This window comes from Amycolatopsis sp. VC5-11 (genome assembly GCF_037034185.1).
Classification (GTDB): Bacteria; Actinomycetota; Actinomycetes; order Mycobacteriales; family Pseudonocardiaceae; genus Amycolatopsis; species Amycolatopsis nivea.
The window spans coordinates 1-16,709 of sequence record NZ_JBAGKF010000041.1; the positions used below are offsets into that span (position 1 = coordinate 1).

The 16,709-nt window shown below is 71.4% G+C and carries 18 protein-coding genes; 7 read left to right on the forward strand and 11 right to left on the reverse strand.

Annotation, left to right across the window (positions count from 1 at the left end; genetic code table 11):
• Together WA670_RS44745 and WA670_RS44750 are read left to right on the forward strand one after the other, a co-directional pair.
• Nucleotides 1–160, forward strand: a 160-nt coding sequence (locus WA670_RS44745) for an aldehyde dehydrogenase family protein (RefSeq protein WP_336162266.1), incomplete at its 5' end; no start/stop codon positions are given.
• Between the two features lie 31 nt (nt 161–191).
• On the forward strand, nt 192–1,280 hold the full coding sequence (locus WA670_RS44750) for an alcohol dehydrogenase catalytic domain-containing protein (RefSeq protein WP_336162245.1): 1,089 nt from the start codon (nt 192–194) through the stop codon (nt 1,278–1,280).
• 264 nt (nt 1,281–1,544) lie between these two features.
• Here WA670_RS44750 and WA670_RS44755 read toward each other — a convergent pair whose 3' ends face one another.
• A complete protein-coding gene (locus WA670_RS44755) occupies nt 1,545–2,651 on the reverse strand; it encodes an acyltransferase family protein (protein ID WP_336162247.1) in 1,107 nt (368 codons plus the stop codon).
• 37 nt (nt 2,652–2,688) lie between these two features.
• Here WA670_RS44755 and WA670_RS44760 point away from each other — a divergent pair, with 37 nt between their 5' ends.
• On the forward strand, nt 2,689–3,426 hold the full coding sequence (locus tag WA670_RS44760) for a CPBP family intramembrane glutamic endopeptidase (RefSeq protein ID WP_134728380.1): 738 nt from the start codon (nt 2,689–2,691) through the stop codon (nt 3,424–3,426).
• A 9-nt stretch (nt 3,427–3,435) separates the two neighbouring features.
• On the opposite strand, the gene WA670_RS44765 is transcribed toward WA670_RS44760, so the two are convergent.
• The 4 genes from WA670_RS44765 to WA670_RS44780 are packed head-to-tail and all read right to left on the reverse strand — an operon-like array spanning nt 3,436 to nt 8,004.
• Nucleotides 3,436–4,335, reverse strand: coding sequence for a carbamate kinase (locus tag WA670_RS44765; protein WP_037806029.1), 900 nt, complete (start codon nt 4,333–4,335; stop codon nt 3,436–3,438).
• Nucleotides 4,332–5,327 (reverse strand): ornithine carbamoyltransferase, encoded by a 996-nt coding sequence (gene argF, locus WA670_RS44770; protein WP_238606333.1) that lies wholly within the window; start codon nt 5,325–5,327, stop codon nt 4,332–4,334. The genes WA670_RS44765 and argF overlap by 4 nt, the downstream gene beginning before the upstream one ends.
• A gap of 26 nt (nt 5,328–5,353) precedes the next feature.
• Nucleotides 5,354–6,568 carry an arginine deiminase gene (locus WA670_RS44775; protein ID WP_238608339.1) on the reverse strand — a complete coding sequence of 405 codons (1,215 nt, stop codon included), beginning with the start codon at nt 6,566–6,568 and terminating at the stop codon, nt 5,354–5,356.
• A gap of 32 nt (nt 6,569–6,600) precedes the next feature.
• A complete protein-coding gene (locus WA670_RS44780) occupies nt 6,601–8,004 on the reverse strand; it encodes an amino acid permease (protein ID WP_238606332.1) in 1,404 nt (467 codons plus the stop codon).
• Between the two features lie 221 nt (nt 8,005–8,225).
• Between WA670_RS44780 and WA670_RS44785 the strand changes: the two genes are divergently transcribed.
• On the forward strand, nt 8,226–9,233 hold the full coding sequence (locus WA670_RS44785) for an Acg family FMN-binding oxidoreductase (protein WP_336162255.1): 1,008 nt from the start codon (nt 8,226–8,228) through the stop codon (nt 9,231–9,233).
• A gap of 14 nt (nt 9,234–9,247) precedes the next feature.
• Nucleotides 9,248–9,481 (forward strand): SHOCT domain-containing protein, encoded by a 234-nt coding sequence (locus tag WA670_RS44790; RefSeq protein ID WP_134661400.1) that lies wholly within the window; start codon nt 9,248–9,250, stop codon nt 9,479–9,481.
• 424 nt (nt 9,482–9,905) lie between these two features.
• Here WA670_RS44790 and WA670_RS44795 read toward each other — a convergent pair whose 3' ends face one another.
• Nucleotides 9,906–10,505, reverse strand: a complete 600-nt coding sequence (locus tag WA670_RS44795; protein WP_134734584.1) for an Rv1733c family protein — start codon at nt 10,503–10,505, stop codon at nt 9,906–9,908.
• A 193-nt stretch (nt 10,506–10,698) separates the two neighbouring features.
• Here WA670_RS44795 and WA670_RS44800 point away from each other — a divergent pair, with 193 nt between their 5' ends.
• A complete protein-coding gene (locus WA670_RS44800) occupies nt 10,699–11,106 on the forward strand; it encodes a CBS domain-containing protein (RefSeq protein WP_134734583.1) in 408 nt (135 codons plus the stop codon).
• 27 nt (nt 11,107–11,133) lie between these two features.
• On the opposite strand, the gene WA670_RS44805 is transcribed toward WA670_RS44800, so the two are convergent.
• The 4 genes from WA670_RS44805 to WA670_RS44820 all read right to left on the reverse strand — a co-directional run bounded on the left by WA670_RS44805 (nt 11,134) and on the right by WA670_RS44820 (nt 15,751).
• A complete protein-coding gene (locus WA670_RS44805) occupies nt 11,134–12,120 on the reverse strand; it encodes an Acg family FMN-binding oxidoreductase (RefSeq protein ID WP_134734582.1) in 987 nt (328 codons plus the stop codon).
• Between the two features lie 96 nt (nt 12,121–12,216).
• Nucleotides 12,217–13,779, reverse strand: coding sequence for an ABC transporter permease (locus WA670_RS44810; RefSeq protein WP_336162259.1), 1,563 nt, complete (start codon nt 13,777–13,779; stop codon nt 12,217–12,219).
• Nucleotides 13,776–14,675, reverse strand: a complete 900-nt coding sequence (locus tag WA670_RS44815) for an ABC transporter ATP-binding protein (RefSeq protein WP_336162260.1) — start codon at nt 14,673–14,675, stop codon at nt 13,776–13,778. Before WA670_RS44815 ends, WA670_RS44810 begins: the two co-directional genes overlap by 4 nt.
• Complete coding sequence (locus WA670_RS44820; RefSeq protein WP_336162262.1) at nt 14,672–15,751, reverse strand: Acg family FMN-binding oxidoreductase; 1,080 nt, start codon at nt 15,749–15,751, stop codon at nt 14,672–14,674. The genes WA670_RS44815 and WA670_RS44820 overlap by 4 nt, the downstream gene beginning before the upstream one ends.
• A gap of 106 nt (nt 15,752–15,857) precedes the next feature.
• Between WA670_RS44820 and WA670_RS44825 the strand changes: the two genes are divergently transcribed.
• The gene (locus WA670_RS44825) at nt 15,858–16,325 is read left to right on the forward strand and encodes a universal stress protein (protein WP_134734580.1); all 468 of its coding nucleotides are present in this window, start codon (nt 15,858–15,860) and stop codon (nt 16,323–16,325) included.
• Between the two features lie 12 nt (nt 16,326–16,337).
• Here WA670_RS44825 and WA670_RS44830 read toward each other — a convergent pair.
• A partial coding sequence (locus WA670_RS44830) for a sensor histidine kinase (RefSeq protein ID WP_336162264.1) occupies nt 16,338–16,709 on the reverse strand: 372 nt, incomplete at its 5' end.

Genomic DNA, 16,709 nt, shown 5'->3' on the forward strand with positions numbered 1-16,709 from the left:
GGCCTTCGCGCGCAAGGTCCGCACCGGGCAGATCGACGTCAACGGCGGCGCCTACAACCCGCTCGCCCCCTTCGGCGGCTACAAGCAATCCGGCATCGGCCGCGAAATGGGCCGCGCCGCACTCGACGAGTTCACCGAACTCAAATCCATCCAGCTCTGAAGCCGCTCCCCATCGAACCGAGGAAACCATTGTGGTCAAAGCTGTCGTAGTCGTCGAGCAGGGCGCCGCCCCGGAAGTCCGCGACGTCGAACTGCCCGCTCTCGGCCCGCAGGACGTGCGTGTCCGGATCGCCGCCGCCGGTGTCTGCCACTCCGACCTGTCCATGGTCAACGGGACCATTGCCCCGCAGTACCCGGTCGTTCTCGGGCATGAAGCTTCCGGAGTCGTAGCCGAAACCGGACCCGAGGTCACCAGTGTGCGCGAAGGCGACCGCGTCGTTCTGAACTGGGCCGCGCCGTGCCGAGAATGCTGGTTCTGCGTCCATGACGAGCCCTGGCTCTGCAGCGCGATCGAAGGAGTCACCAGCGTGCCGCGCGGCGAACTCGCCGACGGCACGCAACTGCACGCCTGCATGGGAATCGGCGGGTTCGCGGAGGAAATCGTGCTTCCGGCCAGGTCGGTCGTCCCGCTGCCGGACGGGGGCCCGCTGGATTTGGCCGCGCTGCTGGGCTGTGCGGTGCTCACCGGGGTCGGCGCGGTGCGCAACACCGCGAAGGTCCGAAAAGGACAGAGCGTGCTCGTGCTCGGTCTCGGCGGAATCGGCTTGTCCGCGGTTCTCGGCACGAGGCTCGCTGGCGCCGCGCAGATCATCGCAGCCGACGTCTCCGCGGAGAAGGAGTCGCTCGCCCGAGCCGCCGGTGCGACGGATTTCCTGGTGAGCGACGACAAACTCGCCAAGCAGGTGCGCGGGCTGACCGACGGGCGAGGCGTGGACCACGCGTTCGAATGCGTCGGCGCGGCCGCGACGATCCGGACGGCCTGGGGTTCGGTGCGCCGAGGCGGTCAATGCACCGTCGTCGGTGTCGGCGGACGCGACCAGCAGGTGGTGTTCAACCCGCTCGAGCTCTTCCATTTCGCGCGCACGCTGACCAGTTCGATCTACGGCGACTCGGATCCGGAGAAAGACATCCCGCAACTGGCGGGCGAAGTAGTCGCCGGCGACCTCGACCTCGCCGGCCTCGTGACGCACCGGATCTCCCTCGCGGACGTGCCCGCCGCCTTCGAACGGATGGCGTCCGGCCACGGCGCCCGATCGCTCATCGAAATCGGCGACCGCTGACCGCTCCCGCCCGGCCGGATCGCGCACCCTTCGGACTGCCGGGGCTTCGTCGCCTCGCTGCCGGGAGGAAGGACCGCCGCCCACCTTGTCGCCGGCCGGCCCAGCACAGGCTGGCCGCTCGCCCCCAGCCTGTGCTGGGCCGGGCTCGATCATGCGCACCCCCCTGCCAACCAAAACAGATACGGACAACCCAGCACGACTTGATGCGCCCCAGCTGAAAAATCGGAGCCTCCGAGCGATTTCGACGCCCTGCTGTCGCCAGCTTCACCGCGATGTTCCCGGGTTGTTCGCGCGGTGCACTGCCTGCCACCGCCCAAAGAAGGCGATCAGTGGGACGCTGAACACCAGCGGGCCGAGGATCGCGAGCGGGCGTTCAGCCCACCAGATCCAGTCCGGGGCGCGGTCGTCGGCTAACTGCCGGTCGAAGCCGAAGTACACAACCGCTCGGGCCAGGGCCATTCCGGTGGTGTGGAAGAGAAACAACGGCAACGCGTATCTGGTGAACACCGCCGTCGCCCGCTGCCAGCGCGGCTTGGCCAATGCGCGCTCTACGGCCGGACGCAGCACCTCGCACAGCCCGGCTTGGAAGGCCAGCAGGGCGACGATGACGAACGTCGGCGGGGACATGTTCGACATCCGCTCCCCCGGCACCCCCACCATCGAACCGGGATACAAGCCCGACAGCACCAGTCCTGCGAGGGCGAACGAGCCCGCCCACAACAGCGCCCCGGCGACGTGCCGCGACGCGGCGACGATGCGGTGATGGAAGAACCCCGCCTGATACGCCAAGCCCCACACCGCGGCCACGTTCACCCAGCTCACCTCCGACCAGCCGAAGCGCAGCCGCAGGACGTCGACCAGTAGGGCGACCCCGCCGAGCCAGACCAGCACGAGGACGTCGAACCGTTCGTGCAGCCATGCCATGACCGGCAGCAGCAGGAGCAGGCCGACGTAGACCGCGAGGAACCACAGCGGGCTGAGGACCAGCAGCACCGCGCCGCCGACCCATCGCACCCCGAGCGTCTGGGTCAGCACGACGCCGAGGGCGGCCCAGAAAAGGATCAGCACCCCGGCTGGAGTCACCAGTTCCTTGACGTGGTGCCAGACGTACGAACCCCGCGACTGGCCGCCGGCGCGGGCGCGCTGCCAGGACGCCAGGTGCACCGACCCGCCGACGTAGAAGAACACCGGCAGCACCTGCAGGAACCAGGTGAGCACCCACAAGCCCCGGAAGTATGCGAGCGGGTTCGTGGGCTGCGGCCCGGTCGGGGTCCAGTGCAGGATCGTGAACGCCCAGTGCCACAGTACGACGACGATCAGGCTGACCGCACGCAGGAAGTCGAGATACGGTTCGCGTTCCTTGGTCGTCATCGCCATTGTCCCTTTCCGAGGGCACACTGGAATCACGATGTCTGTTGCCGCGGTTGTCCCGAAACTGCCGGAAGTCACTGCTTTCCGGCGTCGTGCTCTTGCCGTCGTCGCCGCGGTGCTGCTGCTGGCGGCGGCCACCGTGCTGGCCAACCGGGTGCTGCCCGGCTGGGCCTACCCGGTCTGCGGCGCGGTCGCCGCCGCCGGGCTCCTGGCCCTCGCCCGATTCGCCGGCGTCGGATGGGCCGAGATCGGATTCAGCCGGCGGCACACGCGCCGGATGCTGTGGTTCGGGCTCGGCGGCTTCGCGGTCGTGGCGTTCGGGTTCGGTCTCGCCGCCGCGATCCCGGCGCTGCGCGTGCTGTTCCACGACGGCCGGATCGGTTCGCCGGGATTCGGGCAGCTGATGTGGCTCGCGCTGGTGCGCATCCCGCTCGGCACCGTGCTGATCGAGGAAATCGCCTTCCGCGGCGTGCTCCCGGCGCTGCTCGGCGCGGGCGAGCGGTGGCGCTGGTGGCCGGTGCTCGGCGCGTCCGCGTTGTTCGGGCTGTGGCATCTGCTGCCTTCCCTCGCCCTCACCCAGAACGCGGCCGTCCACCAGACCGTCGGCGGGCTTCCGCTCGCGACGATCTCCGTGCTGGCGATGGTCGCCGCGGCCGGAGCGGGCGTGTTCCTTTGCTGGTGGCGCTACACCGGCCGCGGGCTGCTCGCCCCGATGCTGGTGCACCTGGCCACCAACTCCGGCGGGCTGGTGCTCGCCTGGGCGCTCGTCGGCTGAATCCCGGTCTCACGCGCGGACGATCGTCCCGGCCGTTCCCGCCGCCAGTTCGCCCGCCGCGGTCAGCTTGCCGATCGCGGCGAACTTGCCGCCGTTCTCGACGAACCGGCACGCGGCGTCGACCTTGGGCCCCATGGAACCGGCCGGGAAGCGCCGGGAACGCAATTCGCGGCTGCTGACTTCACGGATCGGCCGGGCCCGCGGCGTGCCGTAATCGTCTTGTACCGATTCGACATCGGTCAGCAGCAACAGCGCGTCGGCACCGATCTCGCGTGCGACGAGTGCCGCGGTCAGGTCCTTGTCCACGACCGCCTCGACGCCCCGCAAGCCTCCTTCGGCGGCGGCCACCGGGACCCCGCCGCCGCCCGCGCAGACCACGATCGCACCGGCCTCCATCAGGGTCTTCACGAGGGGCAGTTCGATCAGCTCGACGGGTTCGGGCGACGGCACCACCCGCCGCCACGCGGCGCCGTCCGGGCGGACGTCCCACCCGCGTTCGGTGGCTAGCCGCTCGGCCGTCGCGCGGTCGTACACCGGGCCGACGAACTTGGCCGGGTCCGCGAAAGCCGGATCGTCGGCGCGCACCAGCGTGCGGCTCATCAGCCCGGCCACCGGCCGCCCGCAGGCGTTCTGCAGGGCCTGCACGAGCCAGTAGCCGATCATCCCTTGGGTCTGCGCGCCGAGGACGTCGAACGGATACGGCCTGCGCAGCGCCGGATCGCGCTCGCTCTCGACCGCGAGCAGGCCGACCTGCGGACCGTTGCCGTGGGTCAGGACGAGTTCATGTTCCCGGGCCACCGGCGCGAGTGCTTCGGCGGCGGCGAGGACGTGCTCCTCCTGGATGTCGGATTCGGCCGGTTCCCCGCGTTCGAGCAGCGCGTTCCCGCCGAGCGCCGCGACGATCCTCATGCTCCCACCGTAGCGGCCATGACGGCCTTGATGGTGTGCATGCGATTCTCCGCCTGGTCGAACACGACCGACGCCGCCGATTCGAAGACCTCGTCGGTGACCTCGAGGGCGTCGAGCCCGTACCGTTCGCCGAGCCGCTGCCCGACCGACGTGTCCCGGCCGTGCAGCGCGGGCAGGCAGTGCAGGAATTTCACCGCCGGGTTCCCGGTCGCGGCCACGACCTTGGCGTTGACCTGGTACGGCAGCAGCTGTTCGATCCGCGCGCCCCACGCTTCCTCCGGTTCGCCCATCGACAGCCAGACGTCGGTGTAGAGGAAGTCGGCGGCGTGCACGGCCTCCGTCACGTCGTCGGACACGAGGATTTTCGCGCCCGATTCACGGGCGAGGCCCGCGGCGATCCGCCGGATCTCTTCCTTCGGCCACAACGGTTCCGGCGCGCAGATGCGCACATCGAGGCCCAGCAGCGCACCGGCGACGAGCAGCGAGTTCGCGACGTTGTTGCGGCCGTCGCCGAGGTAGCAGCACGACACGTCGTCGAGGGAGCCCGGCGCGTGGTCGCGCATGGTGAGGACGTCGGCCAGCAGCTGTGTCGGATGCCAGGTGTCGGTCAGCCCGTTCCACACCGGGACCCCGGCGTAGGTGCCGAGCGTTTCGACCGCTTCCTGCGACGAGCCGCGGAATTCGATGCCGTCGAACATGCGGCCGAGCACGCGGGCGGTGTCCTTGACGGACTCTTTGTGGCCGAGGTGGGATTCCTCGGGGCCGAGATAGGTGATGTGCGCGCCCTCGTCGTGGGCGGCGACCTCGAATCCGGACCGGGTGCGCGTCGAGCTTTTCTCGAAGACCAGCGCGATGTTGCGCCCGGCGAGGCGCTTCGTCCGTGCCCCGGCTCGCTTTTCCTGGCGGAGCCGGGCCGCGAATTCCACGACGGAACGGAATTCGCTCGCGGTGAGGTCGGCGTCCTTGAGCAGGTTGCGGCCGTGCAGATTCATCAAGTGCTCCTGAGTGTCGGGGGTGGTCACGCGGGGTCGCGTTCGATCGGGCAGCTCATGCAGCGCGGGCCGCCCCGGCCGCGGCCGAGTTCGCCGCCGGGCACGGTGATCACCTCGATGCCGTTCTTGCGCAGCATGGTGTTCGTGGCGACGTTGCGGTCGTAGCCAACGACGACACCCGGCGCGACCGCGAGATAGTTGTTGCCGTCGTCCCACTGTTCCCGCTCTGCCGCACGGACGTCCTCGTGGGTGGACAACACGGTGACCCGCTCGACGCCGAGCGTCCGGCTGAGGCTGCTCCAGAGGCTGTCGTTCTGCCGGACCTCCAGCGCACCGGGCTCGGCGCCCGCGGTGACAGTCCACGAGCGCAACTGCCGGTCGAAGTACGGGTAGAGGACGAAGGTCGTCGCGTCGACCATCGTCATCAGCGTGTCCAAGTGCATCGTCGCGTGCGAACGGGGCAGTTCGACCGCAAGCACCGTGTGCGCCTGGCCGCTGTCGAACAGCGCGCGAGCGAGCAGTTCGACAGCCATCGGCGTGGTCCGCTCCCCCATGCCGACGAGGACCGCGCCGTCGCCCAGGACGTGCACGTCACCGCCTTCCACCGTCGCCGGGAAGTAGTCGTCGTCGCCGAAGTAGCTCGCGAACGACGCTCCGGCGAATTGCGGGTGATAGCGGTAGATCGCCTGGGCATGCAGGGTTTCCCGCTGCCGCGCAGGTTTCGCCATCGGGTTGATCGAGACGCCGCCGTAGATCCAGCAGGAGTTGTCGCGCGGGAACAGGTGATTCGGCAACGGCGGCAGCACGAAGTCGTCGGCCCGCAGGGTGTGCCATTTCAGGCTGCTGGTGCGCAGCGGATGCAGGTCCGCTTTCAGGACGCCGCCGATCAGCGATTCGGCGAGACTCGTGCTGTCGAGGTCGTCGAACAGTTTCCGCAGCGTCGGAGCCAGTGCCGGGCCGACGGTTCGCGGGGTGCAGACCCGGTCGAGCACGAACGCGCGGCCTTCGGGAACGTCCAGGCTTTCGGCGAGCAGCCGGTCGAAGTAGTGCACTCGCACGCCTTGCTCGCGCAGCGCCTCGGCGAAGACGTCGTGTTCCTCCTTCGCTTTCTTCGCCCACATGACGTCGTCGAAGAGCAGTTCGTGGACGTTGCGCGGGGTCAGCCGGGAGAGTTCGGTGCCCGGGCGGTGCAGGATCACCTGTCGGAGGCGGCCGGTTTCGGACGCGACTGCGAAGCTCATGGACGCGGTGCCTTTCGTCGTGTCGGTCGGAGTCAAGCTGCGCGCGGCCATTGCTCACCGGTCTCCTCGGCCGGTGTCTCGCGCTTGCCGTGCGCCGCCGCCCGGCCCTTGAGCACCGCGTGCAGGACGAGACCCACCAGCAGCACGAGCATCGCCTCGTACACCGCGGCGTAGCCGGCGGCGAAGGTCACCCACAGGGAGAAAAGCACCGCGGCGGCGGTGATGCCGAGGTCGCGGGCCAGCAGCCAGCCGTGCACCTGGCGCCGGCGGGACACGAGGTAGGCCAGCTGCGCGCAGGCGGAGAAGAAGTACGGGATGGCGACCGTGACGACGGCCAGGTTCACCAGGAACGAGAACACCGCCAGCCCGGTGCCCGAGGTGTAGCGCCACACCATCAGCAGCGACGGCAGCAGCGCGGCCAGCAGGATGCCGAACCACGCGGTGTCCTTGCGGTCGGCCCAGGCGAACGCCCGCGGGAACAGCCCGTCGGCCGCCGCGGCGCGCGACACCTCAGTGGTCACCAGGGTCCAGCCGTTCAGCGCGCCGATCCCCGAGACCACGGCGAGCGCGGCGACGAGTTTCCCGGCCCAGCCGCCGCCCGGCAGGATCGCCTCGAACGCGGGCACGAACGGGGTTCCGCTCGAAACCAGCACGTCGTGCGGGACGAGTCCCATCACCGCCGCGGACACCGCGAGGTAGACCACCGCGCTGGCGGCGGTGCCCAGCAGCGAGGCGCGCCCGACGTTCCGTCCCGGCTCGCGCACCCGTTTCGCCGTGACCGCCGCGACTTCGACCCCGATGAACGCGAACAGCGCGACGCCCGCGGCGATCCCGATCGCGGTGTAAAGGCTCCCGCCGGACGTGTTGAACGCGCCGAAATTGCCCTTCGACACGAAGAACCAGCCCACCACGCCCACGAAGAGCAGCGGCAGGAACTTCAGCACCACGGTGGTGTTCTGGAACCACGCCATCTGCCGCACGCCCGCGAGGTTGACCGCGGCCGGGATCCACAGCCCGGCCAGCGCGATGCCGAGGTCGACCCAGGTCGAGGGATGTTCGATGCCGAAGAGGGCTTCGACGTAGAGCACCCACGACGCGACGATCGCGGCGTTGCCTGCCCACGCGGAAACCCAGTAGCACCAGCCGACCAGATAGCCGGCGAAATCGCCGAACTCGCGGCGGGCGTAGGCGTACAGGCCGCCGTCGGAATTCGGCGTGCGTTTCGTCAACTGTCCGAAGAGGACAGCCAGCACCGCGGCGCCGACGGCGACCACGCCGAGCACCAGCAGCGAACTCGTTCCCGCGCCGGCCAGCACGGCGGGCATGGTGAACACGCCGGTGCCGATCACGCTGCCCGCCACCAATCCGGTCGCCGAGGTCAGGCCGAGTGCCCGGCTCCGTGACTCGGCCGGGTCTGTTTCGTGTGCTCTGGACATTTCGCTCCTGTCGCCGCGACGCCCCCATCGGGTTGTCATGCAACCTCGCGAGCGACCGGCGACGGCAGAGGTCTTTCGGTCCGGGCGCGCCCGCGAAGGTCACCGCGGCGGACGACGACCGGCGAAAGTCCCTGCGCCCGGGGAATTCCGGCTCTGTCCCGGGTCCCGCCGCGACTGTCACCGTCGACGCATCACTGGACGAGACGACAAGGCAGGTCGCCATGGAACGCGGACTCCCCGACGACTACACCGTCACCACCGCGGTCGGGATGGCCGTCCGCGCGCCGTCGGTGCACAACTCCCAGCCGTGGCGATTCGCGGTCGGGCACCGGTCCCTGCACCTGTACGCCGATCCGTCGCGGCAGCTCGTCCAGACCGACCCGGACGGGCGGGACCTGATGATCAGCTGCGGGGCCGCGCTGCACCACGCACGTGTCGCCTTCGCCGCGCTCGGCTGGAGCGCCGAAGTGCACCGGCTGCCCAACCCCGCGGAACCGGACCACCTGGCGTCCATCGAACTTCACCGCCACGAGCCGACTCTCGACGAGGTCGCGCTCGCCGCCGCGATTCCCCGCCGCCGCACCGACCGCCGACGGCACAGTTCGTGGCACGTGCCCCGCGGACATCTGGAGAGCATGGCCGAAGCGGTCGCGGATGAAGGCGTCGTACTGCGCGTTGCCGAAGACGCCGAGCGCTACTACCTGGCCACCGCGGTCGAGGAGGCGTCGCTGCGGCACCGCCGCGATCCCGCCTACCGGATCGAACTCGCCGCCTGGAGCGGACGGCACGTGTCCCCGGACGGCGTCCCGTCCCGTAACACCCCCATGCCCGACCTGACTCCCGGTGCGCTGCCCGGCCGCCAGTTCGCGGACCCGGAACTGTCCGAAGCCGCCGGAGCGGCCGGCGAGGATGACGAGACAGTGCTGCTCGTGCTGAGCACCGCGTCCGACGACCGGATGTCCCGGCTGCGCGCCGGGGAAGCGACGAGCGCTGCGCTGCTCACCGCGACCCGGTTCGGCCTCGCCACCTGCCCGCTGACCGAGCCGCTCGAACTGCCCGACGTGCGCCGCACGGTCGAGCGGAAGGTCACGTCCGGCGCCTTCCCGCAGATGGTCCTGCGCGTCGGCTGGGCTCCGGCCAACGCGGACCCGCTGCCCGCGACTCCGCGGCGCGAGATCGGCGACGTACTCCAGCCGCTCGAAGCCGCCGTTCGCCGCGACCGGCCCTAGCCGAGGAGAACCCGATGATGTACTGGCACTACGGAACCGCCGCCGAATGGGTCGGGCCGGTCGTGATGAGCATCGTGGCCGTCGCGCTGCTCGCCGCGATCGCCGTGGTCACCGCGCTTCTCGTCCGCCGCCCGTCCGGCTCCGTGCCGGACGCCGACCCTGCCACCGCGATTCTGCGGCAGCGGTTCGCCCGCGGCGAGATCGACCAGGACGAGTACGACCGCCGCCGCGAAGCTCTCCGGCACTGAGCGGAGACGCGAGGCCGAGCCGCAGTGGTGCGCGCACGTCGCTGCGACCGCCGTCGAGCACGGCGTGACTGAGCCATTCGCCGCGCTCGACGAATTCGGGCTCGGCACCGGCGGTACGTTCCGTGCGGCAGCGAAATCCTTCTCGTCGGCATCCGGACTTCCCACGCTTCAGCCGCTTCGCGACCGCTGGTCCGGAGCGGCTCACTTGCCCCGTCCCCCTGCCTCGCAGACCGAACGCGTGCTCGGCCACGGTTCTGGCGGGCGGATGTCCACTGATCTCGCTGTGCACGGGACCGTCAATGATCTCGCGAAGCGCGGTGCCCGGCCCGGAAGCGACGCACGGGTGCGGCCCCTCCGTTGACGGAGGAGCCGCACTCGTGCGTCGCCCGCGCTCTCGCAGTCTCGGCCTGCTGACCGGCCGTCCTCACGGATGGGTGCGCTTTTCCTGCTCGGCGTCCCATTCGCGCTGCCATTCGGCGAGCCGGTGCCGGTTCAGCGCGAACACCGCGCCGCCGTACACGAGAGCCAGCAGCAAGCACACCGACACCCACAGCCCCAGCGTCGCGCATACCGCGTCGACCAGCACTGCCGCGGCGGTCAGCGGCGGCGGAACCGGGTTTCCGGCTCGGTCCACCCAGATCGTGACCTGGTCGCCGCGCCGCGAGCCCTCGTCGGCGGCCACTTTGCCGACCCGGCGCGAACCGTCGGGAGCCTGCCAGACCGCGTCCGTCGGCGCGGAGTTCGCGACGACGCCGCTGCGTCCGCTCACCGTCGTCGCCGGGCCGTCGGCCAGCAGCACGGCGGTCGCCTTGCTGCGCTGCGCGACTTGCTCGGCCGAGACGGGTTTCTGGGTCGCGTACAGCTCGGAACCCGCGGCCGCCGCGAACGGGACCGCGGCCAGCGCGACGAGAACCGCCACGAGGAGGAGACCGGACTGGAACCGGTCCGAGGGCCGGGCCACCGAACCGCGCCCGGGGACGAGCAGGTGCCACCACCGCACTACGCGGTCCGTTGACGCGTTCATCTCGCGCCCCTTCCGTAAGGATTGCCAGCCCCCAGAATCGCCGGGAAAGCGTTCCGTCCGAAGAGGAATTCCGCCCGGACGCGCGGGCCGCCGGTCCCGCGCGGAAGGGCACTGCGGCCGGGACCAAATGCCCTTGGCGCACCGAGGTTTCAGGGTGATCGTCGACGCAGGAGCGCGACGAACGGAGACTCCCATGCACGCGCGCGACATCATGACCACGCCCGTAATCGCGGTGACCGCCTCGGTGCCGTTGCCCGAGGCTGCCCGGCTGATGGCCCGGCACGGGTTCACCGCACTGCCGGTCGTCGACAGCCGCGGCCGGCTGATGGGCCTGCTGACCGAGGAGGACGTGATCCGCGCGGGGATCCCCGGCGGGGCGGACCCGGACGCCGGCGCGATGCTCGGCGGACACCGCACGGCCGGGGCGGTCATGCGGACCCCGGCTCTGTGCGCGGCGGCCGACCTGGATTGCGGCGAGCTGGCCCGCCGCATGAGCGAGGCCGGGATCCGTTCGCTGCCCGTGCTGGACGACGGGGTGCTCGTCGGCATGGTGACCTTCCAGGACGTGCTTCGGGTGCTTCCCGGCGCTGGGGCGTCCTGAGCGGATCGGGTTATCCCAGCGCGTCAGTCACGACGCCGGGACCTCCGGCGCGCTCCGCACCGTCGTCACCTCCGCGGCTGGGCGGCGCGCTGTCATCCGGGTGGGGAGCCCGTACCCAATGCGCAGCAGCGTGTGCACCTGTCCGAGACCGCGGAAGGCCGCCAGCAGCTGCGCGCGCGTGGACCGCGCTTCGAACGGCTGCGACAGGAATGACGTCGCGAGCCCCTCCGCGGTCGCGGTCAGCAGGACGCGTTCCATGACCATCCCGGCGCGGACCTCGGCCGCCGCGCCCTGATCGCGAGTGATCACCGCGGCCAGCACCGGGTCCTGCTCGAACTGCCGCGGCGGGATCGACCGGTTCTCGTGCGACGAGCGCAGCGACACTACGCCGGGAACGTCAGCGGGCGGGCCGAACGCGGCGGTGGGCACGCCGTCCGGGGAATCCGCTTCGCGGCCGGTCCATTTCTCGGCCTCTGCCCGGAACTCCGCGTCCGTGGCCTGTTCGGTCTCCGCGCGCCGGACGAGCGCGGACACCTGCGTGTACCGGCCCGAAGCGTCCAGGAACTCGAGCTGGCCGCCCTCGCCCAGCGCGGCCGAGCGCAGCAACGCCCGTGCCGCCACCGGCACCGCCCGGTCGGACAGCGGACGCCGGTTGGTGTGCCGCCGGAAGACCGCTTCGGCGAGCTTGCGGTCCACAGTGGACGGACGGCCGTTCCCCTCGATCTGCACGACCGCGAGCAGGTCGCGGTCGGCTGGGTCCGGGACGGTCCGCACCCGGCTGCGCACGCCGTTGGCCCGCAAAGCGAGCGTCAGGTTGCACAGCGCCGCACCGCAGGCGAGCCGCGCCTCGCGGCCGGCCGGGTCGGCGACCGGAAGGACGCGGTCTCGGTCCAGCCGCACCTCGATCCGGCAACCGTCGACGACGAACCGCCACGGCTGCGTGTTCTGCGGGGACGGCGCGCGCACGGCAGCCGCGAGCGCTTGGTCGACAGCAAGGGGCAGGAACGTGTTCATCGCGGTCTCCGGGTTCGCGGGGCAGTGAAACGAGCGTCGCTTCCGGCGGCGCCGCGAGGTAGCGGAGCCGGTCCCGAATCGGAGGGACCAACGGCCTCAAGCGGTCAAGTCGCGGCGGCCGAAGGCAGCGAATCCGGCCCCGCCGAGCAGCGCCGCGACCGCGGTGAGCCACAGCAGCGGCCCGATGTCGATGATTCCGCCCGGGACGTGCGGGAGGTGCGCGAACGGCGATATCCCCAGCACCCAGCCGGGCGCGTGGAACAACGGGCCGAACTCGCCCAGGACCAAGAACACCGCCAGCGCCGCCCAGGACAGCCAGCCCGCCCGGGGAAAGACCCCGAAGACCACGAGCGCGACCCCGGTGAGCACCCATACCCCGGGCAGTTGGACGACCGCCGCTCCGATCAGGCGCGACCCGCCGCCGGTGAGGCCCGCGGTGACGGCGGCGGCGAGCAAAGGCGCCGCCGTGGCCGCGACGGCGACCGACACCGCACCGCCGGCCAGTCGCGCCCGGGCGACCGGCCCCGCCAGCACCGCGGCCGCCCGGCCGCTCGACTCCTCGGCCCGCAACCGTCCGACGAGCACGATCGCTAGCGCCGAAACGAGCACGCCGGACACCCCGAACTCGGCGGCCAGGAACGCATCGGTCAGCGCCTGCTCCCCGCCGAGCGCGGCGATCAGCTGTCTGGCCTGTGCGGTGGCGAAGAAAGTGCCCAGTGAACCGGAAAGATTGCCGACGACCAGTCCCAGCACGGCGAACGCGAGCGTCCAGTACCCCACGGCCCCGCGGTCGAGCCGCCAAGCCAGCCCCGCCGGACCGGACAACAGGCGTCCGGCCCGCGTCGCACCGGGGCGCACGGCGAGCAGGCCGGCGCCGAGATCCCGGTGCCGGGAAACGGCGAACGCCGCCGACCCCAGCAGCAGGGCCGCTCCGAGCGGAAGCGCCAGCACCCACCACCGGTCGCCCGCGAACGGCCGCAGCAGGCTGACCCACCCCACCGGGGAAAGCCACGACAGCCACCGCGGACCGGTCGCGTCCCCCACCGCACGCAGCAGGTACGCCACAACGAGCGCGAGCACAGCGATTTCCGACGCGGCCCGGCCGCTCCGTGCGACCTGCGCCGCGAGCGCGGCCAGCGCCCCGAAAACGAGCCCCGTCCCCGCCCAGCCGAGCCCGAAGGCCAGCGAGCCGCCGGGCGGAAGCCGCGCCGCGACGAGTCCCGCCGCCGCGCCCGCGCCGAGCCCGAGCGCCGTCACTGCCAGCAGTGCGCCTCCCGCCGCGAGGCCCGCATGCCGGCCGGTCGCCGCGCCGCGCACCAGCTCCCAGTGGCCGGATTCCTCCTCGGCCCGGGTGTGCCGGACGACCGTGAGCGCCGTCAGGAGTGCGACGAGCGCGGCGCCGAAGGCGGTCAGCTTGAAGACGGCGGCCGCGCCCGCGGTCGGCTCGGCGACCGGGCCGTACAGAGCGACCAGCGCGGGCACGGCGTTGATGCTCGCCACCGCCGCGCGACGCGCCTCGTCAGTGGGATACACATCTGCGGTCGCTGCCGCCGCGGCGGCCATCATCGCAGCAGACACCAGAATCCACACCGGGAGCCGCACCCGGTCCCGGCGAAGGGCGAGCCGGATCAACGCGCCGGCTCCCGCCACGGAGTTCACGCGGACACCGTTTCCGGTTCGCGGTAGTGCCGCAGGAACAGCTCTTCCAGCGTCGGCGGGCGACTCTCGATGCTGCGTACCTCGCGCCTGCCCAGTTCCGCCAGCACTTCGCTCAACGCGGCGTTGTCCACGCTCAGCCGCACCAAGCCGTCGTCGGCGGCGAGATCGTGCACCCCGGCGAGCCGGGCGAGCCCGTCCGCGGGCCCGGACATCCGCACGGTCAGCGAGGTCCGGGTCAGGTGGCGCAACTGGTCGAGGCTCCCGGTGTCGACGACCTTTCCGGCGCGCAGGATGCTCACCCGGTCGCACAGCGCCTCGGCCTCGGCGAGGACATGGCTGGACAGCAACACAGTCCGGCCCCGCGAGCGTTCCTCGCGCACGCACTGCCGGAACTGCTCGGCCATCAGCGGGTCCAGGCCGGTCGTCGGCTCGTCAAGCACCAGCAGTTCGGCGTCGGCGGCCAGAGCCGCGATCACGGCGATCTTCTGCCGGTTGCCCTTCGAGTACGCGCGCACCCGGACCGCCGGGTCCAGCTCGAACAGTTCCAGATAACGCGTCCGGCGCACCGGATCCGTGCCGCCGCGCAACCGGCCGAGGAAATCGATCGTCTCGCCGCCGGTGAGGTTCGGCCACAGCGCGACTTCTCCGGGGACGTAGGCCAGCCGCCGGTGCAGGGCCACCGCGTCCCGCCACGGGTCGCCTCCGAACAGCCGCATCCGGCCCGCGTCCGCGCGCACCAGGCCGAGCAGCAGCCGCAAGGCGGTCGTCTTCCCCGCCCCGTTCGGGCCGAGAAAACCGTGCACCTCACCCGTTTCGACGCTGAGGTCCAGTCCGGACAGCGCTTGAGTGCGGCCGAAAGCCTTGTACAGTCCGGAGATCTCGATGACAGTCTTCATTCCAGGCCTCCGGGAACGTCATGGCAAAGCAGGTCGCCCAGCGGCAGCCGGGGCGACGGCGGAGCCGTCGAAACCGGGTTTCCGCAGCGGAAGATCGCCTGCGGCAGTCCGGGAAGGCCGAGGCGATCGGCCAGGTGTTCCCGGAAGCCGGTCAGGTGCAGCGGCTGGGTGAGGACCGACCCGGCCAAGCCGTGCACGGTCGCCTCCAGCCACATCCGCTGGAGCGCGACGCCCGCGGCGAGGTGTGCCCGCCGCGTGTCGTCGCCGGTGCAGATCACCACGAGCGTTTCCGCCGCGAGCCGTTCGGCCAGCCGGACATCGTCGGGCACCGGGGTCGTCCGGCGGACGAGACCCGCCGCGGGCAACGGCGCGTCGCCGAGGGCCGCCTCCGGGACTCCGTCGACCGCGCCCAGTGCGCGGGAGCCGAAGGTGTGCGCGGTCCAGGCGTCCAGTTCTCGTTGGTAGGCCGTGTCGGCGCGGAACACCCGGGTCGCGAAGCCGAGCATCTCCGCGAGCGCTGCGCCATGCGGCGGTGTCACGGCGTGCACCGCCGGGTCGTCGGCCGCGTCGAGGATTTCTGCCAGGTCTGCGGCGCGCACGGGTTCCGGCGCGAACTCGCGGCGATAGCTTCGGCGGCGGCCGATCGCGTGGTAGCGCGCCAGGTTCGCGAGAACCGGGGGTTCGCCGGGTCTGGTGTGGACTGTCGCGACCATGTCTGCGTCTGCGGGGAACGAGGTGGTGATTTCGCGACTGAGTGCCTGCGCGGCCAATTGCAGGTTCGCGAGCGCGGCTCCGCACGAGAGCAGCCGGTCGCGGCCCTCGGGATCGTGCCACGGCAACACGACGTCAGCGCGCTCGACGAGGTCGACGTCGGCGCCGCGGACACGCAACTGCCAGGGCTGGCTGTTGTGCACCGACGGGGCCCGGCTGACCGCTTGGACGAGCGCGGCCGTTTCGGAGGGGGCGAGGTCTGCGGTCGCCGAGGTCTTCATGGTCACTCCCGGAGCCGGGATCCGTTGCCCCGGCCCGTCCATGCTGACCGCGCTCCGGCACGCGGTGCTGGGGCCGAAAGTCATCGCGCGGACCGCAGACGTCCCCCTGCGCAGCGATGACCTCCGGCTCTGTCCCGGCGCGCGTTCCCTGTCGCACGATCGGCTTCAGCCCAGAGAAAGGGGCAGAACCATGAACACTCCCGGCCGTCTCATCGTCGTCGGCGTCGACGGTTCGCCGCACGGCGACGCCGCGCTGCGCTGGACCCTTCAGGTCGCCGCACACCCCGGCGACCGCGTGCATGCCATCGTGGTGCGCCCCTCGGAAGCCTTGCTTCCCGGTACGTCGCTGGCTTTCCAGCCGCACGGCCGTCAGCCGGCCGGCCAACCCCTGCCGTACCAGCGCATCGCGGCCATCCGGCGGGAATTCCCGAACGCCCCGGAGGTCTCGGTCGCCACGCCGCACGGCGACCCGGCGACGGAACTGGTGACCGCGTCCGCGGAAGCGGATCTGCTGGTGGTCGGTGCACACGGGACTGGCCTGGCGCGGGAACTGCTGCTGGGCAGCGTTTCCCGGGACTGCGTCCGGTATTCGCGGTGCCCGGTCGTGGTGATCACGCCGGAAGCAGCGCGGCGGTTGATTCCCGCTGCGACGGGATGAGAACGCGCGGGCTCAGCGCAGCGGAGCCGACCAGTCCAGCCGCACCCCGCCGCCGGGGTGCGATTCGAGAGTGAAGGCGCCGCCCATCGACTCCGCTCGCTCCCGGAGATTCCCGAGCCCGCTTGGCGAAACGTCCTCCGGGAGTCCCTTCCCGTCATCGGTGACCGTCACTCGCACCGCGTCGTCCCGCGCCGATACCGAGACAGTCAATGTGTCCGCGCCTGCGTGCCGGACCGCGTTGCTGACCGCCTCCCGCACCACCGCTTCCACGTGCTCGGCCAGCTGGGCGGGCACCGCGTCGAGCGGGCCTGCCATGCTCACCGCCGGGTGCAGCGGCGCGTCGTCGGTCAGTTCCGCGATCGCGTCGTGCAACCGGTTCCGCAG